Annotated in this window: 18 protein-coding genes and 1 pseudogene; 16 read left to right on the top strand and 3 right to left on the bottom strand. The window is 37.1% G+C overall.

The window, feature by feature from the left end; all coding sequences use genetic code 11:
• The first annotated feature begins 18 nt into the window (after nucleotides 1-18).
• The 10 genes from IGI58_RS06040 to IGI58_RS05995 are packed head-to-tail and all read left to right on the top strand — an operon-like array spanning nucleotide 19 to nucleotide 11,176.
• On the top strand, nucleotides 19-1,071 hold the full coding sequence (locus IGI58_RS06040) for a DUF916 and DUF3324 domain-containing protein (protein ID WP_429954134.1): 1,053 nt from the start codon (nucleotides 19-21) through the stop codon (nucleotides 1,069-1,071).
• Between the two features lie 27 nt (nucleotides 1,072-1,098).
• Nucleotides 1,099-1,767, top strand: coding sequence for a hypothetical protein (locus tag IGI58_RS06035; RefSeq protein WP_429954135.1), 669 nt, complete (start codon nucleotides 1,099-1,101; stop codon nucleotides 1,765-1,767).
• A 22-nt stretch (nucleotides 1,768-1,789) separates the two neighbouring features.
• Complete coding sequence (lepB, locus tag IGI58_RS06030) at nucleotides 1,790-2,548, top strand: signal peptidase I (RefSeq protein WP_429954136.1); 759 nt, start codon at nucleotides 1,790-1,792, stop codon at nucleotides 2,546-2,548.
• A 13-nt stretch (nucleotides 2,549-2,561) separates the two neighbouring features.
• Entirely contained in the window at nucleotides 2,562-3,281 is a 720-nt protein-coding gene (gene lepB / locus IGI58_RS06025) for a signal peptidase I (RefSeq protein WP_429954137.1), read from the top strand.
• 27 nt (nucleotides 3,282-3,308) lie between these two features.
• Nucleotides 3,309-5,939, top strand: a complete 2,631-nt coding sequence (locus tag IGI58_RS06020; RefSeq protein ID WP_429954138.1) for a YfhO family protein — start codon at nucleotides 3,309-3,311, stop codon at nucleotides 5,937-5,939.
• A complete protein-coding gene (locus IGI58_RS06015; protein ID WP_429954139.1) occupies nucleotides 5,936-6,886 on the top strand; it encodes a DUF5067 domain-containing protein in 951 nt (316 codons plus the stop codon). Before IGI58_RS06020 ends, IGI58_RS06015 begins: the two co-directional genes overlap by 4 nt.
• 10 nt (nucleotides 6,887-6,896) lie before the next feature.
• Nucleotides 6,897-7,637, top strand: coding sequence for a hypothetical protein (locus IGI58_RS06010; RefSeq protein WP_429954140.1), 741 nt, complete (start codon nucleotides 6,897-6,899; stop codon nucleotides 7,635-7,637).
• A 36-nt stretch (nucleotides 7,638-7,673) separates the two neighbouring features.
• Nucleotides 7,674-9,230 carry an NAD(P)/FAD-dependent oxidoreductase gene (locus IGI58_RS06005; protein WP_429954141.1) on the top strand — a complete coding sequence of 519 codons (1,557 nt, stop codon included), beginning with the start codon at nucleotides 7,674-7,676 and terminating at the stop codon, nucleotides 9,228-9,230.
• A gap of 15 nt (nucleotides 9,231-9,245) precedes the next feature.
• On the top strand, nucleotides 9,246-10,724 hold the full coding sequence (locus IGI58_RS06000; RefSeq protein WP_429954143.1) for an ArnT family glycosyltransferase: 1,479 nt from the start codon (nucleotides 9,246-9,248) through the stop codon (nucleotides 10,722-10,724).
• A gap of 23 nt (nucleotides 10,725-10,747) precedes the next feature.
• Entirely contained in the window at nucleotides 10,748-11,176 is a 429-nt protein-coding gene (locus tag IGI58_RS05995) for a GtrA family protein (protein ID WP_429954145.1), read from the top strand.
• An 84-nt stretch (nucleotides 11,177-11,260) separates the two neighbouring features.
• Here the strand turns inward: IGI58_RS05995 and IGI58_RS05990 are convergent, their stop codons facing one another.
• Both IGI58_RS05990 and IGI58_RS05985 read right to left on the bottom strand, forming a co-directional pair.
• Nucleotides 11,261-12,187: a LacI family DNA-binding transcriptional regulator gene (locus IGI58_RS05990; protein WP_429954146.1), complete on the bottom strand. Its 927-nt coding sequence runs from the start codon at nucleotides 12,185-12,187 to the stop codon at nucleotides 11,261-11,263.
• An 18-nt stretch (nucleotides 12,188-12,205) separates the two neighbouring features.
• Nucleotides 12,206-12,496 (bottom strand): hypothetical protein, encoded by a 291-nt coding sequence (locus IGI58_RS05985; RefSeq protein ID WP_429954147.1) that lies wholly within the window; start codon nucleotides 12,494-12,496, stop codon nucleotides 12,206-12,208.
• A gap of 190 nt (nucleotides 12,497-12,686) precedes the next feature.
• Here IGI58_RS05985 and lacD point away from each other — a divergent pair, with 190 nt between their 5' ends.
• From lacD to IGI58_RS05955, 6 genes and pseudogenes are all read left to right on the top strand, one after another.
• A complete protein-coding gene (gene lacD / locus IGI58_RS05980) occupies nucleotides 12,687-13,676 on the top strand; it encodes a tagatose-bisphosphate aldolase (RefSeq protein WP_429954148.1) in 990 nt (329 codons plus the stop codon).
• Nucleotides 13,677-13,858: 182 nt separating this feature from the next.
• Complete coding sequence (ald, locus tag IGI58_RS05975; RefSeq protein WP_225534612.1) at nucleotides 13,859-14,971, top strand: alanine dehydrogenase; 1,113 nt, start codon at nucleotides 13,859-13,861, stop codon at nucleotides 14,969-14,971.
• A gap of 33 nt (nucleotides 14,972-15,004) precedes the next feature.
• Nucleotides 15,005-16,081, top strand: a complete 1,077-nt coding sequence (locus tag IGI58_RS05970; protein WP_429954150.1) for a M42 family metallopeptidase — start codon at nucleotides 15,005-15,007, stop codon at nucleotides 16,079-16,081.
• A 30-nt stretch (nucleotides 16,082-16,111) separates the two neighbouring features.
• On the top strand, nucleotides 16,112-17,743 hold the full coding sequence (locus tag IGI58_RS05965) for a peptide ABC transporter substrate-binding protein (protein WP_429955358.1): 1,632 nt from the start codon (nucleotides 16,112-16,114) through the stop codon (nucleotides 17,741-17,743).
• 128 nt (nucleotides 17,744-17,871) lie between these two features.
• Nucleotides 17,872-18,330 carry a GNAT family N-acetyltransferase gene (locus IGI58_RS05960; RefSeq protein WP_429954152.1) on the top strand — a complete coding sequence of 153 codons (459 nt, stop codon included), beginning with the start codon at nucleotides 17,872-17,874 and terminating at the stop codon, nucleotides 18,328-18,330.
• Nucleotides 18,331-18,573: 243 nt separating this feature from the next.
• Nucleotides 18,574-18,811 (top strand): annotated as a pseudogene (locus IGI58_RS05955) (helix-turn-helix domain-containing protein); the annotation flags it as partial.
• 209 nt (nucleotides 18,812-19,020) lie between these two features.
• On the opposite strand, the gene IGI58_RS05950 reads toward IGI58_RS05955, so the two are convergent.
• Nucleotides 19,021-20,162 (bottom strand): IS3 family transposase gene (locus IGI58_RS05950; protein ID WP_429954154.1). Its coding sequence is split into 2 segments (ribosomal slippage): nucleotides 19,021-19,934 and nucleotides 19,934-20,162, totalling 1,143 coding nucleotides; the frame shifts between segments, so codons are not numbered across the junction.
• Nucleotides 20,163-20,560 lie beyond the last annotated feature (398 nt).

Here is a 20,560-nt window from a genome sequence, read left to right as displayed (position 1 = left end):
GAAATGAGGCAACGATCGATGAAAAATTGGAAAAAGCTATTTTTAATTACATTTTTATACATAATCGGACTAACAGGGTTTAGCTCTAATGCGTATGCAATCGGATTTACATATGAAACAAAGAAGCCTGAAAACCAAATCAATCAAGAAGTTGGCTACTTTGATTTACGAATGGCGCCAGGCCAAAAACAGAAAGTTACGATTGATTTGACAAATGAAAATGATAACGAAGTTGAGGCAGTTGTTTCACTAAACAGCGCTAAGACGAATGGCAATGGTGTTATCGAGTATGGTCCAGTAGAAATCGATATAGATAAGTCGATGAAATACAACTTTGCGGATATCGTAAAGGCGCCAGAGTCAATTAAAATCCCAGCTAAAAGTACAGTGCCCTTAGAGCTAGAGATCACGATGCCTGATTCTTCTTACGATGGTGTGATTTCAGGTGGTATTGAGTTAAAAGATAAAGTTGATGAAAAGGAACGTGCTAAGCAAAAAGGTGTGATCAATGAATATGCATACGCCATTGGAATGTTATTAACAGAAACTGATAAAGTGGTTGAACCTAATTTAGAGCTAAATAAAGTTTATGCAGGTTTAAACAACTATAGGAACAGTGTCTTTGTGAACTTTTCTAATGTAGAAGCTGCCTATTTAGAAGATTTGACGATGGATGTTCAAATTTCTCAAAAAGGTTCTGAAACAGTACTGTATGATACAAGAAAAGCTGGAATGCGTGTAGCACCTAATAGCATGGTGGATTTTCCAGTATCAATGAATGGTGAAAAAATGTTGCCTGGAGACTATTCAGCGCATGTTGTTGCCAGTACGAAAGATAAAAAATGGGAATGGGATCAAGAGTTTACCATTACTGATGAGGAAGCAGATAAATACAATGATCAAGATGTTGAGCTAACACAGGAACAAGGAATCAATTGGAAATTGATTGCGATGATCGTAGGCGGAGCTATTGCGGTTATTATAGTGATCTTTGTCATTGTACGTTTGATTTTAAATAAAAATAAGAAGAAAAAGAAAAGCAAAAAAAACGCGAAGAAGAAAAGAAACTAATTTTAGAGAAGGAGGAGGATTAGAGAAATGAGTGTTTTAGATTGGTCATTCGTTTCACTGATATCGGGAGCCCTTCTCTTTATGTTTTTCAGTTTAGTATTGTTATTTAATTCTATAAGAAATACTAAAAAACTGAAGTTCTATAAGAAAAGACGACCGCCAAAAAACAAGAAGAAACGGAAACGATTTATTCGTGCGAAGCGCAGTCTTGAGCAGAGCATAAGGAAACAATTGACTTGGGGAATCATACTGTTTCTTTTTGCAGGTATCGCTGTAGGTGGAGCATCTTATTCTCGCTATTACCAACAAAATCATTTGCAGGGAAAAGATTCAGAAGCCATTGTCCAAGGGTACTATGCGTTGCAAGAGACAGCTAAGCAACTAGAAAATATAAAGCAAAATGATAACCCTCAAAAATCACTAAAGAATCTTCGACAAATGGCAGCTAAGATGACAACTTATGGTTACACGAAAGCCTCTAGCGCATTAAAAGAAGATGGACAAGTACTACTTAATAGACATTTTACAAGATTAAAAGAATTAGGAACGAATTTGTATTCACAAAAAATAGAAAATCTTCAAGATGAAGACGCATATGCAAATTACATGGAAGATATAAAGAAATCTCAGGAAACGCAAGCAGAAGTATTTAAACGATTTAACATTAATGAGGACGCATTAAAGAAAAAACAATAGCTTGAAGATTGGGGTGAGCTATGTGAGCGAGGAAAAAAGAAGAACTAGGAAAAAAAATCAACCAAATAAAAAAGTTTCTCTATCCTCAAAAAAGAATAGTAATCAAAAAAAGAAACGAAATGGGAAAAAAAACACGCAGAAAAATAGAAATAGTCAAAAAAAAAATACCTCAAAAAATGCAAAGTTCGTAGCTTCTAAAAGAGAATATCCACCTAAAAAGAAGAGTAGCAAACGCAAAAAAAGAAAAAAGTTAAAACGATTTATAACGGAAATAATTGTAACCATGAGTGTCTCGCTCCTTTTATTTTTTATCGTGAGTGTAGCCACTTTTTCTTTACCTAAAGCGCAAGGGTATTCCATGACTCCTACCATAAATGACACTGACCGTTTGTTTGTAAATAAATGGAGTGCAATAAAACGTTTTAATTTAGTCTATTTCAAAAATCCTCAAAATGGAGAAAAGAGTATTCGTCGAATTATTGCACTGCCGAATGAAAGAGTAGAATACAAAAATGGCGAATTATATATTGATGATACCTTGAAAGCAGAACGATTTATTTCTACGAGATTTGATGAAGTTACAAGAGAGCCGATTACGTCAGATTTCACCTTAGATCAACTTTTAGAGGTTGGGAGTGTACCGAAGGATAAGTATTTTGTTTTAGGAGATAATCGAGCCTTTTCAACAGATAGCCGTGACTATGGATTTATCGATAGAAAAGATATTATCGGCGTTGTAAAGGCCAGAGTGTTTCCGTTTTACGATATGAGACAGTTTTAGAAGGAAAAAGCGAATGAAAAAAAATAGAGCACTACCTAAAAAAAGCACGGCTATTACTAGTAAAAATCATAGAAACGTAGTACCGCATAAGAAGACAGCAAGCAGAAAAAGACATAAAAATCAAAGTCAATTCAAACCTAGAAAAAGAGTAAAAAATGACAAGTCATTAGCAGAAAAAATGAGGGAATCTATTTTTTCAAAGGAAACAATCTGGTTACTGATTGCGGTATGTATATGTGTGGCACTATTTTCAACAACTACAGTACATCGTGTAGATGGAGAATCTATGGAGCCGACGTTCCAAAATAAAGATCGAATCTTGATCCGAAAAACCAATGACTATTCCCGTTACGATATCGTGACTTTTGCACCAAAAGAAAATAAAAAAGAATCGTATGTCAAACGAATTATCGGGATGCCGGGAGATTACATATGGGTGAGAGGAAGTAATCTATTTTTACTCCCTAAAGAAGGTGCCTATGGTTTGACCCCTGAATTTCCAGACCAAGCAAAGGAACTTCCTGATAATACTTTAAAAATCAATCTCGAGCCAACTGTTGCAAAGGAGCTCTCTCAACTTCGAGAAATTCCAGCTAAGACCTATTTTGTACAAGGAGATAATCGAAATCATTCTACAGATAGCCGTTCATTTGGACTGGTGGACACAGCTCAAATAGAGGGGGTTGTCCGTTTTCGATATTATCCATTTAATACAATGGGGATCGTTCAGTAGAAATCAAAGAAAGTAGGATTTTATTTAATGAAGAAAGTAGCGATAAAAGAGTTTATAAAGAAGAACTCCGTAGCGATACTATTGAGTGTTTGTTTACCAATACTGATAATGACAGTTGTCTATTATCTGAGAGGAATTTATCCGGGAAGTAGCCTATCTATTATGGCTTCTGACTCTTATTCACAGTATTCGGTATTTCATGCTAGTTTTAAAAATGTATTAGAAGGTAAACAAAGTATTTTTTATACTTGGTCGGGCTCATTAGGATTAAATTATTGGGCACTTGCTGCCTATTACTTAAATGGTATTTTTACACCATTAGTGGGGCTATTCAGCTCTGGCAATATTCCAGACGCATTATACTTTTTAACGTTGATCAAGTTTGGTGCCATGGGACTTTCATTTTGGGTTTTTGCACACAATACATATAAATTGAATCGATGGTTAACAGTCAGCTTAAGTGTTGCTTATGCTTTGATGTCTTATGCTGTAGGCTATTCAGAGGTAATTATGTGGTTAGACACATTTGTTTATCTTCCGCTGATCATCTTGGGTGTCCACCGTTTAATGGATAAACAAAAGCCGGTGCTTCTTTTCATCAGCTATTTGGCGTTGTTCTTGTCAAATTTCTATATGGCCTTCATGGTCGGTGTGTTTTCATTTTTATATTTTATAGCACGATTGTTTACCGATCCTAAAAGGTATAAAAACAGTGTTATTCCATATTTGATTACATCATTTCTTGCTGGTGGGGCATCAATGGTGACTATTCTGCCAACTATCATCGACTTAGCAACAAATGGAGAAGGTTTAAACACATTTGACAAATGGCTTACAGTGGACACAGGAGCATGGGACTTTGTAGCTAAAAGTTTAGTGGGAGTCTATGATACTAGTCAATATCAGAGTATGCCTTTTATCTATATTGGCTTGATCCCATTGATCTTTTGTATTTACTATTTTGTCTCAAAGCAGATCCCTTTAAAAAATAAAGTACTTTATGGAATATTATTACTTTTTTTGATGGCAAGCGTTTATATTTATCCGCTAAATCTACTTTGGCATGGCATGCATGCTCCTTACATGTTTTTATTTAGATTCAGCTTTTTGATTTCATTCTTAATGATTTTATTAGCTGGCTATGGGTTAGAAGTAGTATCAAAAGAAGAAATCAATCGATTTACGAACATAGTTTTAACGGTGGTAGCTGTATTCATCCTATTTTTATTAGTGTCAAACAAAAAACGTTACGGCATTATCAGTACAGAATCATTGATCATAACTATCGCTTTACTTGTGATATATTTGGCAATTTGGCTAGTGTACTATCATAAGCCGAAAATGCAAAAAGCTGTAATGCTGATGTTATTTGTGTTCATGCTAGGCGAAACAGCATTCAATTCGTATATGATGATCCTTGGAATAAATAGTGATTGGGGCTATGTTAGCCGTGATTACTATACAGATGGGCAAAAGGATATTGAAAAGCTAGTCGCTCAAACAGAAAGTGAGAATGATACATTCTATCGCATGGAGAACTTAAATACAACGACGATAAATGAAAGTTTTAAGTATGGGTACCATGGGGTCAAAATGTTTTCTTCTATTCGAAATCGCCACTCATCTCAGTATCTAAACTCGCTTGGTTTTCGTTCGTTGGGAACGAACCTGATTATTGATTACTCCAATAATACATTGTTGGCAGATACATTATTAGGAATGAAATATAACATCAGCAGTGATAAAGGCTTCAATAAATTTGGCTACAAAAAAGTTGGAAAAAGTGGAGATTTCACCCTTTACGAAAATCAGTATGCATTGCCTTTAGGCGTGATGACAGACAAAGGGATTTATAAAAAAGATGCAGTCAAAAATCAAACTGAACTGTTTAATCATTTAACTGAAACGAGTGAAACGTATTTTTCATTTGGAGATGCACCGATTATTGAATCCGATAATGTAGAAATAACAGAAAATAGAGATACGATTGATCTGGGAGAGGCGGAAGCAGGCTATAAACGAAGCTTAAAGTTTTTGGTTACAGTTCCAGCTAAAAGTCAGGGGTATTTAAGTTTGGTTCCGTTAGATTTAGCTACTTACGGAAAAGTAAATGTTCATTTCTCCATTGATGGAAATAAACGAGCAAGCGGACTCACAGACACAGGTCAGTATTATGATTTAGGCTACTATGAAGAGACGACATCAGTAGAAGTCTCCGTTGATTTTATCAATGGACCGCAAAATATAACGATTTATCGACCAGAGGCAGTGTTCTTAAATACTGAAAAATTTGCTGAAGAAACGAAAAAAATGCAAGAAAAAGCGATTGATTTTACTGTTGATGGCCGTCAAGCAAATGCGGAAGTCTCTTTAGATGAAGATCAAGTATTACTGACAACGATTCCTTACGACAAAGGCTGGAAGGCATATATAGATGGCGAAAAAGTAGAAATCACTACTTTTAAAGATGCGTTCTTATCTTTAAAAATACCTAAAGGACAACATGAGATTCAGTTTGTTTACCTTCCGCAAGGATTTGCTATTGGTGCTAGTCTTTTTGTAGGTTGTATCCTACTATTCATTCTTTTTGTTTATATTATTCAAAGAAAAAAACAGAAAAACGGACTAACTATCCAACAAGGAGAGAGTAGGAAATGAAGAACAAAAAGGTATTAGGATTACTGTTAGTACTTGTACTTTTAACAGGATGCCAAAGCTTTTCACTTCAAAAAAAAACGGATGACTTTTCGTTTAACGGAAGTGAGTATTCCATCCGTTTACCCAAAAACTGGGAAGTGGAAGAAAAACCTGAAGATCAGCTGAACAAAACAGCCATTTTTGGTGCAGTAGATAGAAAAAGTAACTCTACGTTATTTGTCCGTGCAGACAAAAAGAATCTAAGCAATCAAGTCGAGTTGGAAAAAGAAGCAGTAAGCTATCTGAAAAAGTTTTATGAAGTGAAAAAAAGTGATAAAGAGTTGATCGAGGTACAGGGAAAGCCAGCTGTTCGATATACCTTTGTGGTTGATTACCAAGAAAAAGATTCTTGGCTAGATATCTATTTTGTTGCAACGGAACGTGGCGTTCTTCAATTAAATTGCTATAGTCAGATGGACAATTCTAGTGATAAGAGAAGAAGTAGTTTAAAAGAATCTATAGAAACATTGACTGAAAAGGTTGATGAAATTCAAGAGACACAGGAGAGTACTACTGAAAATAAGTTGGCCAACAAAGTAGAAAATGAACAGTTAGCAATTACTGTGAGTAAGTACAATATTGAGAAAATTGAAAATCAAAATTATATGGTATTGAGATATGTGTACAAAAACAAAAGTGCGAAAGAGTTAATCCCTTCAGAACATTGGAAGAAATACATGGTTGTTTCTCAAGGGGATCAACAACTGAGAAACATAGATGAAATACCTATGTCAGATGAGTCCTTAGAGTATTTAGTTGGTGCTGGAAACAGAAATTTAGCTAAAGGTTCCTCTGTTGAAGGCGCGCTAATATATCCACTATCGGATACAGAAAAAACGATTCAGATTGTATTTGATTCAACGGAATTTCCTAATAAAGAACCACTATCCATCCAATTAACAGAATAGGAGAGTTAGCATGAAAAAAAAGATGATGATCATCGTTGGTTTGGCACTGTTGCTAACCTTAAGTGCTTGTAGTAACCAACCAAAATCAACAGCAGATACCCCTTTGAAAAAAGATCAGAAGGCATTTGTCTGGTGGGGAGATAGAGAGAAACAGCTTGGAGAATACGATTACCCAATTACTGAGGCAGAGGTAAGTGAAACGATCAATAAAAAGTTTAACTTGAAGTTGCTACCATCTTTTGATGAGTCAATCAAGGTGACTAAGGATATTTTAAGTGAAAAAGAAGGCGTGAAGTTTGATGAAGGATTTAATGTTCTTGCAGATGGTAAACAACTTCAATTTATAAATAAACTAAGATTTACTGATAAAGAAGGCGTAAACGTAGCAAATTCACAAATTAGAACAACATACTTATATATGGATGAATTGAAAAAGGTAAAAATCGCTAGCCAAGATATTACTATTTTGACTGCTTCCGGAGAATCAAGCGTGCTTACTGAGGAAACACTTGAAAATCTAATTCAACGATTAGGAGAAATTTTTGAAATCAAAGATTTATCTAAAGAGATGGAAGCCTTTAAAAAAGAAACAGCAGATCCAAGTAAACTATCAAAAAAATCTGTAGTCATTTATTCAGATATTAAAACTGCAAAAGAAGAAAGAACTTTTGGAAAGTATCTACAAGTACTGTATAACGCTGAGGGAAAACCAGAAAAAATCTTTGCAGGTACGGAAGATTATCGACGCTAGTCACAAAAATGAAAACTTAAATAAGAGGGAGAACATATGCTCAAGGAAAAAGCCATTATTATTGGTGCAGGACCAGCAGGTTTAACTGCTGCCTGGCAACTGTTAAAAGAAACGGATATTGAGCCGATAATTTTAGAAGAAAGTGGAGAAATAGGCGGGATCGCACGGACAGTCAGACATAATGGAAACCGTATGGATATTGGTGGGCATCGATTTTTCTCAAAAAATGAACAAATCATGCAGATGTGGAATGACATTATGCCACTGCAAGGCGCTCCAGCTTCAGATGATCGTATACTCGAAAGAGTCAAAACGTATCCAACAGAAGGACCAGATCCAGAACTAGAAGAACGAGTGATGCTGATGCGGGATCGTGTGTCCAGAATTTTTTATCTTCGTAAATTCTTTGATTATCCAATTTCAGGAAGTCCTGAAACATTTATCAATATGGGATTCAAAAATACTGTTCGAGCAGGAACAGGTTATCTGAAGTCGATGGTAGTTAAACGGGAGGAAAAATCACTAGAAGATTTCATGGTGAACCGTTTTGGTCAGCCATTGTATGAAATGTTCTTTGAAGATTATACAGAAAAAGTTTGGGGAAAAAATCCTAAAGAATTATCTGCAGATTGGGGAGCACAAAGAATCAAAGGCTTATCTCTTTCAGAAGTATGGAAGGATATGTGGCGTAGAGCATTTAAAAAGGAACAGTCTGATCAAGAAGTGGAAACGTCACTGATCAATCGTTTTTATTATCCCAAAAAAGGACCAGGTCAACTGTGGGAAAGCTTAGCTGAGGATGTACAGCAACTAGGAGCTACGCTGAAAATGAATACGAAAGTAAAGCGCATTTTAACTAATGAAGATAGTGTTGAAGGTGTTGTTGTAGAAGATGAAAATGGTGAATATACCATAGATGCAGAGCATTTCTTTTCAACTATGCCCGTAAAAGACTTAGTTGACGGCATGAACGATGTGCCAGTAGAAGTAAAAAAAATTGCGCATGAATTACCCTATCGTGATTTCATTACCGTGGGACTTTTGGTAGATAAACTGGAGATAGAAAATAAAACGGATATTAAAACAGTCAATAACATCGTACCTGATTGTTGGATCTATATTCAAGAACGTGATGTGAAAATTGGACGCTTACAAATTTTTAATAATTGGTCTCCTTATATGGTCAATGATCCAGAGAATACTATCTGGATAGGGTTAGAGTATTTTTGCAATGAGGGTGACGAATTATGGAGTCGTTCAAGTGAAGAATTTATTGCATTTGCTACAGAAGAGTTAGTGAAAATAGGGATTATTAAAAGAGATGCTATTCAGGATGCTACTCATGTCCGTGTGAAAAAAGCATATCCTTCTTATCATGGAAGTTATGAGTCTTTTGATCAAGTGAGAGAATATTTGGATACATTCACTAATTTATATTGCATTGGAAGAAATGGGCAGCATCGCTACAATAATATGGACCACTCAATGTTGACAGCGATCAAAGCAGTAGAGTGCTTAAAGGTTGGGAATAATGATAAAAGTTCTATCTGGCAGGTAAACACGGAAGAAAACTATCATGAGAAAAAAGGATAGAAACGGGGCAAAATGATGACAACAAAAAAGAGCTTACTGATGTATCCCTTGATTTTAATGATCACGATCATTTCATACATTAGTCTTCATGGTTTTTTGGTGGGAGAGCAATTTCAGCAGATCTATAATATTATGTTGATCTTACTGGCAGTAGTTGCAGCACTTGTCATTTTCCTGCAAGAAAAATTAAAGCTGACACATATGATTTTTGCTGTGATGATTGGAGGAATGATCCTTCGCTTGGGCTATATGTCTTATACTTGGTTTTTTGTTCGTGCACACGATGTGTATTTTTTTGGAGATTATGGGCATTTAGAATACGTGAAATCGTTAATGACAGGACATTTTCCAAAAGACAATAGTGGGCAATTCTATCAACCACCACTGCATCATATGTTATCAGCGGTAGTTGCGACGATTACTAAGAGTGTGAGTTCAGTTTGGGAAGAGAGCTCTTATGATGTTATTAAAATAGTCCCCGCATTTTTTTCTTGTGCATTACTAGTTGTTTTTTATCGAATATGCAGTGAACTACGTTTAACGAAAAAAACTACCTTATGGGTCATGATTTTATTATCATTTCATCCTACGTTTATTGTATTGGCTGGAAGCGTTAATAATGATATGAGCATGATTTTCTTTTTCTGCTTGTCGATTTTGGCAACGATTCGTTGGTATAATCACCCAAGCTATGGAAAGATTACTTTGATAGCTATTTGGATAGGGTGCAGTATGATGACGAAGGTTTCGGGAGGAATGGTTGCGTTATTTACAGGACCTGTATTTTTAGCAGTATTGATCAAACAGATCCAAGCACGAGACAAAAATCAGCTTACCCACTTAGTGAAACAATTTGTTTTATTTGGACTTATCTGTTTTCCTTTGGGATTGTGGTATCCCATTCGTAACTGGATATTATACAAGCAATCATTCAATTACGTTGTGTTGCTAGATAGAAACGTTGTACCATTTTTATATAATGGAGATGTTGGCTGGACGGAACGCTTTTTACCATTTTCTTTTGGAGAATGGGTGAGAACTCCTTACGCAGTAGTTAATCAGGATAATAATTTGTGGTCGTTTTTGGTTAAAACATCTATATTTGGTGAAAGCGCAGTAGAGCAGCGTTCTCATGCGGTTGCTATTATTTTGTTAATAAGCGCAGTCTTATTAGCTCTACTTTCATTAGGATCGATGGTTTATGTCTTAAAAAATGGACGAGCTGTTCATCCGTTGGCGCGCTTTGGTTTCTTTGGTATTTGGCTTGTACAGATTCTTTCCTTTATTGGTTTTAATGTTGCGTACCCATTTCGATGTACGATGGATGCTCGGTATGTTGTTCCAGCCATTATTGTAAGTATTTTCTATTTAGGAATCGGAATGAATGAATTATATGTACGACAAAATCAGTCAGTAGCTGTGAAAATAATCTATAGAATGATTTGCGGAATCATTTTGATTTTTTGTTGTGCAGCAGCTCTTTTTTATGCTTAAGTCATTAGATTGGAGGGTGAATAATGGGTCCAGCGCAACGAATCATTAAACTTGTTTTTACTAAAGAGACTTGCTTGTACTTGTTTTTTGGTGTAGTAACCACTGGAATTAATTTAGCTGCATTCTATCTTTTTAATGAGCAGTTTGCCTTTACATGGGCAAGTTCAACGGTTATTGCTTGGATAACGGGAGTTTTTTTCGCTTTTGTTACGAATAAAATTTTTGTTTTTCATAGCTATCAGAAAGAGATCACCTTTTTAGTACGTGAATTTATTTCGTTTCTTTTTGCACGACTATTTTCTTTAGGGGTCGAAATAGTAGGTATGTGGCTGATGATTGATTTAGGCAAGGTCTATCCATTTACAGCAAAAGTGATTTTGGGAATTGTCGTTGTCGTGGTAAACTATCTGCTAAGTAAAATAGTCGTTTTTGGAAAAGAAAAAGAGTGCTAACTAATCTTTCAATAAAAACTATCGGAGTAAAAGCTTGAGCTATGTAGCAAGCCTTTACTCCGATACTTTTTATTATGATAGAGACTAAAAGTGGTCAATAAAGGTGGAAGGGATTCTTTTTACTTGTACACCTTTTTCAAACAACAGCCCAAACGCCTTCTCCCCACAAAGATCCAAATGATGATCCACAGTCGGAAATTTCAACAACTGACTAGACAAAAGATTTTCTGCGCCAATCACATTCACTTTATCCAACGATAGCTTCTGCAAGATCCCCGCAGCAACATCATCGCCATTTGTAACGATCACTTCAAGATCTTCAACTTTTGAAAAGTACTCACCAGCTTTGATCCCATCTTCATAAGTCCGACAATCTCTAAAAATCAATGAAGAGTCTGCTGATCCAATTATTTTTCGATAGGCTTCCAATACGATCGCTGTACTAGCACTGTCTTTTTCTGGACGGCCAACAGTCAATCCTATTTTTTTATACCCTTGTTTTATCAACAGTGTAAACAAATCATGGTAAGACTTTCCCCGATCGATCGAAACACAAGAAATCGGATAGTCTCCTGTATCTTCACAACAAACGATCGGTGCATATTTTAAATACTTAGAAATGATATCAAATGAACTTTTTTTTGAAGTAATGATCATCCCATCCCAGGCTTTGGCAGCCAACTCATCTAAATAACGCGTTTCAATCGTTAAATCATAATTTGTCGGCAATAACGTGACCTTATATCCAGATTTGAAGGCAGCTTTTAAAATGCCGCTGACGATTTTATCTGTATAAGGATGATCAGAAAATGGAATCATTACGGCAATATGCTTTGAATGCCCCCTACTTAAATTTCTGGCCTTTATATTCGGAATATAGTCTAGCTCTTCCATGATGCTTAAAATTTTTTTACGCTTTTCTTCTGTCACGTAAGGATGGTTATTCAATACTCTGGAAACGGTAGAAACAGAATAGCCGGATAATTTAGCGATATCACGAATAGTCGTCATGAGCGGCTCCTTTCAAGGCTATAGATGAAGTGAAGTAGAGAACAAAAGGCTCTTAAAGAATGCTAGAACCCGATTCCCATAGTCGACAAAATGGTAATGCTCATCATCAAAATCAAAGCAAATGTATCCCAATCCATCAGATTCTTCTATAGATAGCCCTTCTATTTCCGTTAATTCTACTGTTTTACTGATCGGTTTGCAATAATTATTCAAACTGCGAACGAAAAGCTTCCCTTCTTTAAATTCGAGAGAAACAAAGTAATAATCCATCCCTAACTGATCCGTTAATTCAAGCATTGCATTGATCATAAATAAACGCCTCCTGTCTTTTTTTAAACTATAAAGTATGAAACGCGTATCAGGTCAAGGCAAATCGTCGAAAAAATAAATGGATAGCATTTTCATAGGAAAAGTGTTTCTTTTTGTCTTAATAAATACGAGAGAGTATACTCAAAGTAAGAGAGGAATTTCCTCAAAAATACTTAAAGGAGCTGCTACTATGATCAAAATCAGCCAGGCAAAAATGGATGCTCTGAACCGTCTGTCAAATGAAAAAGGTTTAATTGAAGCGTTGGCGATCGATCAGCGGGGATCGCTAAAAAAAATGATTTCAGACGCTGCTACAACAGCAACAGGAGAAGAAATCATTGATTTCAAAAAAGTTGCTTCAGAAGAATTGACTCCTTATTCATCTGCGATACTGTTAGACCCGGATTATGGATTGCCAGCAACAAAGGTACGTGATAAATCTTGCGGATTACTTTTAGCGTATGAAAAAACTGGTTATGATGCGTCCACTCCAGGAAGGATGCCGGATCTATTGGAAGATTGGTCCGTTTCACGTTTGAAAGAAGCTAGCGCAGATGCGATCAAGTTTTTACTCTATTATGATCCTGATGAACCTAGAGCGATCAATCATTTAAAGCATGTCTTTGTGGAACGACTTGGTAGTGAATGCTTGGGAGAAGATATTCCGTTTTTTGTGGAGATCGTTACGTATGATACAGAAGTCTTAGATGCCGGATCAGCAGCTTTTGCCCGAATAAAACCACATAAAGTATTGGAGTCGATGGTCGAATTTTCTAAACCGCAATATCATATTGATGTACTAAAAATGGAAGTGCCTGTAAATATGAAATATGTTGAAGGATTCACTGAAAATGAAGTTGTCTATAGCCGTAAAGAAGCACTGGCTTATTTTAAAAAACAAAGTGAATTGACAGAGTTGCCGTTTATCTTTTTGAGTGCTGGGGTTTCGACAGAATTATTCCAGGAAACATTAAAATTTGCAAAGGAAGCTGGCTCAAAATTTAGTGGTGTCTTATGCGGCAGAGCTACTTGGCGTGAAGGGGTGAAACCATTTGCGTCAAAAGGAGAAGACGCAGGTCGAGATTGGTTTGCCACTCAAGGTAAAGCTAATATCGAGACGCTCAATGAAATCGTAGATGATTGCGGAACCTCATGGCGTTCTAAAGTGGAAGTGGGCTGATGATCGATAAAAAATGGCAAAGAGCTTATCTAGCTTTTTGTCACTTTTTTTATTAGCGATCAGATGAAAGTTTAAAGAGAAAATAAATCTTTTTTTCTACGTATTGCAGATAAACTTTCATTAAATTATAATCATTAAGTGGACTAAAAAGTAATAGGAAGAACAAGAGAGGAGCTTGAGTGATGAATATTGGGATACCGAAAGAAATAAAAAATGGTGAGAATCGGGTGGCATTGCCGGCAGCCGGCGTTTTAGACCTGATCAAACATGGGCATACTGTTTATGTTGAAACCAACGCTGGACTTGGAGCGTCGATTCATGATGAAGAGTATGCAGCAGTAGGAGCGACCATTGTTAAGACAGCAGAAGAAGCTTGGGCTCAAGAATTAGTGTTGAAAGTAAAAGAACCATTAGAAGAAGAATATCCATATTTAAGAGAAGATCTAACATTATTTACGTACCTTCATTTAGCAGCGAATAAACCATTAGCTGAGGAATTAATGAAGCGTAAAGTGAAAACGATTGCCTATGAAAGTGTTCAGTTGGCGAACGGAGAATTGCCATTATTGGCTCCAATGAGTGAAATCGCTGGACGCTTAGCGACACAAATCGGTGCTCAATTTTTAGAAAAGGTGCCAGAAGGAAAAGGGATTTTACTTGGCGGCGTACCGGGCGTAAAAAAAGGGAAGGTAACGATCATCGGTGGCGGTATTTCAGGCTGTAACGCAGCAAAGATCGCATTAGGCTTAGGTGCAGATGTCACGATTCTTGATGTAAATATCAAGAGACTTCAGGAAATCGATAATCAGTTTGCTGGTGCCGTGAAGACACTTGTATCAAACCACTTCAATATTCAAGAAGAAGTAAAACAAGCAGATCTTGTGATCGGTGCCGTATTGCTTCCAGGACATAAAGCGCCTGTATTAGTCACAGAAGAAATGGTGGCATCAATGCCGGAACATTCTGTGATCATCGATATTGCGATCGATCAAGGCGGAATTTTCGAAACGATCGATGCAGTCACAACACATGAACATCCAACATATACAAAACACGGCGTGATCCATTATGCCGTAGCAAATATGCCGGGAGCTGTTCCGCAAACAGCGACATTTGCTTTAGCGAACGCTACTCTGCAATATGTTTTAGAGTTAGCGAATAAAGGATTTGCACAAGCAATCGAGCAAAATCCAGCACTTTTAGTTGGTGTCAATACATTGAATGGTGCATTGACAAATCCCGCGGTTGCCGCAGATTTAGATTTAACGTATACATCAGTGGAATCTGTTTTATAATAAATCGAAGAAGTTGAGAGGAGAATCGTGTAAGTGACAAAGCAAGAATCGTTAGATTTAATAGAAAAATTATCCAATGCTTCAGGTGTGTCAGGCTTTGAAGATGATGTTGTAGCGATTGCTAAAGAATTTTCAGCGCCTTTTGCACAAGTAGAAGAAGATCATATTCGTAATGTGTATATGAAGGTCGGCGAACAAAAAGCGGATCGACCAACTATTTTGTTTGATGCTCATAGTGATGAAGTCGGCTTTATCGTGCAAGCGATCAAACCGAATGGCACGCTGCGCTTTTTACCGCTAGGCGGTTGGGTACCAAACACGATCCCTGCACATCGAGTACGGATCAAGACAGCAGATGGCAGCGAGGTTCCAGGGATCATTGCTAGTAAACCACCGCATTTTATGACCGATGCAGAGCGTAAAGAGACACAAACGATCGATGATATGGTGATCGATGTCGGCTGTATCAGCGCGGAAGAAGTAACAGAAAAATTAAATATCGCGATCGGCGATCCTGTGATCCCGGACGTTACTTTTGAGTATTTAGAGAGCACCGATGTAATGATCGGAAAGGCATTTGATTGCCGTATCGGCTGTGCCTGTTTGTTGGAAACATTGCAGGAGCTTTCTAAAAAGGAGTCACCTTTCAACCTGATCGGAACAATGACTGCTCAAGAAGAAGTCGGCGAACGTGGAGCAACGGTTGCGATGAATAATGTTCAGCCGGATTTAGCGATCGTTTTTGAAGGCTGTCCGGCAGATGATACTTTTTCAGAAGAATATATGATTCAATCTGGGCTGAAGCGCGGTCCAATGCTTAGAAATTTTGATGTATCGATGATAACGAATCCACGCTTCCAACGCTTTGCCAAAGAAACTGCTGAAAAATATGGACTGCCGATGCAAAGTTCTGTTCGAAAAGGCGGCGGTACAAACGGTGCGATCATCAATCTGACAAATAAAGGCGTGCCGGCAATCGTGATCGGCGTACCTGTCCGTTATGCACATACACATTACGGATATGTGGCCTATCAGGATTACCAAGCAGCTTATCAATTAGCAGTCGCGATCGTCAATGATCTAGATCAAGCCATGATCGACAGCTTTTGATTATAAATAGAAAATAGGGGGAAAACAATGATGAACATGAAAAAGTGGGCACTGACAACAGTAGCTGCCAGCGCATTGGTTTTGGCATTAGCAGCTTGCGGTTCAGGAAGTAAAAAAGAAGATGCAGCAGATGATAAAAAACAAGTCTTAAAAGTGTTGGAAAGCGCTGAGTTACCAACAATGGACATCTCTCAAGCAACAGATGTGGTCAGTTTTTCTGCTATCAGCCAAGTGATGGAAGGCTTATATGAGTTTGCAGACGATAGTACTTCAGCTCCTGCAATCGCTGAAGAAGTGGTAGAACCAACAAATGACGGAAAAACATATACGATCAAGTTACGCGAAGATGCAAAATGGAGTAACGGTGAGCCTGTAACAGCGAATGATTTTGTTTACTCATGGAAACGTACAGTCGATCCAAAAACAGGTTCAGAGTATGCGTATCTGTTTGACGGATTTGAAAACTACACAGCAATTTCTAAAGGAGAAAAACCAGCGTCTGATTTAGGTGTAAAAGCCCTAGATGATTATACACTGGAAATCAACTTAGAATATCCGATTCCATATTTATCTTCTCTTTTAGCCAAACCAACATTCTATCCACTGAATGAAAAGTTTGTTGAAGAAAAAGGAAAAGATTATGGAACCAATAGTGACAATATGATCTATAATGGCCCATTCACATTAGCAGATTGGGATGGCACTAGCATCACATGGAACTATATTAAAAATGATAAATACCGTGAAGCAGACAAAGTCAAATTAGATGAAGTCAACGTTCAAGTAAGTAAAGAAATCGGTACAAACGTGAACTTATTCAAAGCAGGCGAAACAGATATTGCACCGATCAAAGGTGAATATGTAGATCAAGAAAAAGACAATCCAGAATTAGTCACTCGTATTTACCCATCGACTTCATACTTACAGTACAACACTGAAAATAAAGTATTTGCGAATAAGAATGCTAGAAATGCTATTACAAAATTGATCGATTCCGACCAAATCGCGAAAAATATCCTAAAAGATGGCTCAATGGCGATCGAAGCATTTGTTCCTAAAGGAATTGCAAACCAAGAAACAGGGAAAGACTTTGCTGAAGAAGCGGGTACCTTGATGAAGACAGATGTCGAAGGTGGTAAAAAACTTTGGGAAGATGCCAAGAAAGAGTTAGGCATTGATTCTGCCTCTATTACATTATTGACATCGGATACGGATTCAGCGAAAAAATTATCTGAATATATCCAAGGATTGTTGACTGAAAACTTAAGTGGTTTGAAAGTAACGATCTCAAGTGTACCGTTCAAAAACCGTTTAGACCAAATGAGCAGCGGTGATTTTGATGTTGTATTAGCAGGATGGGCAGCAACTTATGCGGACCCGTATGACTTCTTACAATTATTCAGAACTGGCGGCGAGCAAAACTACGGTAAATTCAGCAACGAAGAATTTGACAAATTACTGCAAGAATCAGCAACAACTTACGCCACAGAGAACGAAAAACGCTGGGATACGTTATTAGATGCGCAAAAAGTATTGATGGAAAATTCACCAGTAACGCCATTATACCAAGCATCAGAAGCTTTCTTAGTGAATGATCGAGTAGAAGGTTTAGTCTATCGTGCAATTGGTGCACCGTACTACAAAAATGTTTCAGTGAAATAAGGATCTACGAAAAGAAAACAGACCGAAAAACGTGACAGCTGGCGTTTTTTGGTCTGTTTTTATAGAAGAAATGATTTTTCAATCGATCGTCAGAAAGAATAACAGCTTTTAAGGAAGAGGAGTACAATATGAAATTAGAAAAAATGAGTCAAGCTATATTTAAGGAATATCTAAACGTAGCAATTTCAGAATACGCAAAAGATAAAATCAAGGCGGGGACTTGGGCTGAATCAGAAGCAATCAGTTTAGCAGAAAAAAGCTTTACGGACTTACTTCCAGACGGACCAGATACAAAAGACAATTATCTCTTCTCAATATTCATTCCTGAATCAACAGAAGATATCGGTGTTATTTGGATAAATGTCACTGAACAAAAAGGATTTATTTATGATTTTCTGATCAATGCTGAGTATCGAGGGAAAGGATATGGCAAGCAAACGCTGCTTTTGATCGAAGAATGGGGACAAAGACATGGGTTAGAAGAAATTGGCTTACATGTTTTTGCGCATAATCAGTCGGCGTATCAACTTTATAAAAAGTTGGGGTATTTGGAAACAGATATTACGATGGTTAGAAAGCTAAAGTAACACCAGTGACTGACAAACAAGTATTGAGAGACAACGACAAAATAATCATGTAATGAAAGAAAATAAAAACAGCTTGACCCCATGACAACTGTCACTATTCGAGCTGTTTTTTGATTTCAGCAAGAAATATTACGAAAAAAAAGATTCTAGAATGTATAATTTAAGTTTGACACTATAAATTGAAGGTGGAAAAGCCTGTTATAATGGTGTTGATGAATTATATCGACTAGGAGGTATTCAGCTATGACTTCGTACTCACGCCTTACGATACGTGAGCGGGAAATGATTTTTTTTGTATCATAGTTTTGGTTTTACTATCCGTAGAATTGGACGGTTGATCAAAAGAAGTCCTTCAGCTGTTATGAGGGAACTTAAAAGGAATACTACAAAATTTAGAGCCAATTCGCCTTCTCTAGCACAAAAATCGTATCATAAGAACAAGCAGAAATGCGGAAGAAAGAGAATCTTGGATCAATCCCCTTCTAACTTGTTTTAGTCTATTAGCTGTTGGGATTGGATTTGAGTCAATACCTCGGACACAATTTGGGAGAATTTTTTTCGAGATTCCGGCGGGTAAGCATCTCATCGTTTCGACCAGCCATCAAACCAAAATCGTTTGACCGCTGATCGAAGCGATGAAGGAATACCCCTGTGGAATTCTCGTCAAAAAATGTAGGTGGCTGACATTACCTATGCTTGTAGGGCCAACTCCTCCATCTGATTTGGTGTTAAATAATCAATACTGCTGTGGAGTCGCTTGCGATTGTAAAATCCTTCAATATACTGAAATAGAGCTAAATGAGCGACTTCAAAATTTTCATATGCTTTTGACGGATACACATCTTCCTTCTTAATTGATGCGTGAAACGATTCAATACCAGCGTTATCGTATGGGCAACCTTTTCGGCTGAAGGAATGCTGGATGTTTAATTCTTTCAGTTTTGCTTCATAGGCTTCGCTGGTGTACTGAGAACCTAAATCTGAGTGGAGAATTAAGTTCTCTGAAGGTCGGTGATTTAAACACGCATGGTCAAGGGTTTCAATCACCAATTTTTTGGTCATCTTCTTGCCAAATTTCCACCCGATAATTTTCTTTGTATGAAGATCTTGGATGGTGGAAAGGTAGGTCCATCCGTCTTTTAGTGTCTGAATGTAAGTGATATCCGTTACCCATTTTTGGTTGATTGACGTAGTGGTAAAATCTTGGTTTAACAAATTTTTTCGCCCTTCAGATCGAACGTTTGCTTGTTTGCCTGGTTTGTATTTCTTCATGGTGATTGAGCGTAGACCTAGCTTCCGCATTAACTTTTGGACCCGTTTTAGAGAGAGCGTCTCCCCCCGACCAACAAGAACTTTATGGATTTTGGGTGCACCATAGATCCCCTTGTTTTCAAAGTAGATTCCTGAAATCAAGCGGCTTAGGCGTTCATTTTCTGATTGATGCTTGAAAGGCTTCTTTTTCACCCAGTCATAATAACTGGATTTGGGCGCTTCCAAAACTGCACACATCTGTTTTACATCATGATCGTTGGTATTTGATTGAATAAATTCGAAGATATCGCTAGTTTTTACTTTTGAGCGAATATGGTTAAAGCCTTTTTTAGGATGGTATTTTCCTCCTGCATGCGAGCCATTTCCTTTTTCATTGCCAGAACTTCTGCTTCGGTCATGCCGGTCTCTTCGTTCTTTGTATAAAGTTTCTTCCATCGATAGATTGTTTGGGAAGCTACACCATATTGCTCGGCTAATTTTTCGACTGACTGGCCAGACTGGTATAAATCTAGGATCATCTTCTTAAAATCTTCATCCAATTTTTTCTTGTTCTTTGTCATCTAGGACACGTCCTTTTTTTAGTAGTTAATTCTACCAAATCGTGTCCATGAATTCATCCTAACATCAGATCATTTATGATGTTATAAAGGAAGCGGTCGACTATCACAAACAATAGTGTTTAATAAAGGATAGTAAATTTCATACTCGCGTATTGCGATATAGTCACTTGAAGCAACAAAGCTATTCTTTTTCAAAAATAAAAAGACCGGCATTTTCGGTGGGCCGCTAAGAAAAGTTAAACAAGCTTGTCTTCTTTTGCTTGTAGACCAACTGTAAATCATATAGAATGAAGATAGCGGAACTTTCCGCCACATCATTAATCTGTCTTATTTTACGTGAAAGATAATCATATCTGAGTAGGACATTTGAGTATAAGTAAAATGCAGTATATACTAGG

The sequence above is a fragment of the Enterococcus sp. AZ020 genome (assembly GCF_050499205.1).
Taxonomy (GTDB): domain Bacteria; phylum Bacillota; class Bacilli; order Lactobacillales; family Enterococcaceae; genus Enterococcus_L; species Enterococcus_L dunnyi.
The sequence above is the reverse complement of the archived record's forward strand: the minus strand, read 5'-3'. Positions and strand labels throughout refer to the sequence as shown.

Coding starts and splice junctions, on each gene's coding strand:
- IGI58_RS06040 (WP_429954134.1), top strand. CDS start 19: ATGAAAAATTGGAAAAAGCTATTTTTAATTACATTTTTATACATAATC.
- IGI58_RS06035 (WP_429954135.1), top strand. CDS start 1,099: ATGAGTGTTTTAGATTGGTCATTCGTTTCACTGATATCGGGAGCCCTT.
- lepB (WP_429954137.1), top strand. CDS start 2,562: ATGAAAAAAAATAGAGCACTACCTAAAAAAAGCACGGCTATTACTAGT.
- IGI58_RS06020 (WP_429954138.1), top strand. CDS start 3,309: ATGAAGAAAGTAGCGATAAAAGAGTTTATAAAGAAGAACTCCGTAGCG.
- IGI58_RS06015 (WP_429954139.1), top strand. CDS start 5,936: ATGAAGAACAAAAAGGTATTAGGATTACTGTTAGTACTTGTACTTTTA.
- IGI58_RS06010 (WP_429954140.1), top strand. CDS start 6,897: ATGAAAAAAAAGATGATGATCATCGTTGGTTTGGCACTGTTGCTAACC.
- IGI58_RS06005 (WP_429954141.1), top strand. CDS start 7,674: ATGCTCAAGGAAAAAGCCATTATTATTGGTGCAGGACCAGCAGGTTTA.
- IGI58_RS06000 (WP_429954143.1), top strand. CDS start 9,246: ATGACAACAAAAAAGAGCTTACTGATGTATCCCTTGATTTTAATGATC.
- IGI58_RS05995 (WP_429954145.1), top strand. CDS start 10,748: ATGGGTCCAGCGCAACGAATCATTAAACTTGTTTTTACTAAAGAGACT.
- IGI58_RS05990 (WP_429954146.1), bottom strand. CDS start 12,187: ATGACGACTATTCGTGATATCGCTAAATTATCCGGCTATTCTGTTTCT.
- IGI58_RS05985 (WP_429954147.1), bottom strand. CDS start 12,496: ATGATCAATGCAATGCTTGAATTAACGGATCAGTTAGGGATGGATTAT.
- lacD (WP_429954148.1), top strand. CDS start 12,687: ATGATCAAAATCAGCCAGGCAAAAATGGATGCTCTGAACCGTCTGTCA.
- ald (WP_225534612.1), top strand. CDS start 13,859: ATGAATATTGGGATACCGAAAGAAATAAAAAATGGTGAGAATCGGGTG.
- IGI58_RS05965 (WP_429955358.1), top strand. CDS start 16,112: ATGAACATGAAAAAGTGGGCACTGACAACAGTAGCTGCCAGCGCATTG.
- IGI58_RS05960 (WP_429954152.1), top strand. CDS start 17,872: ATGAAATTAGAAAAAATGAGTCAAGCTATATTTAAGGAATATCTAAAC.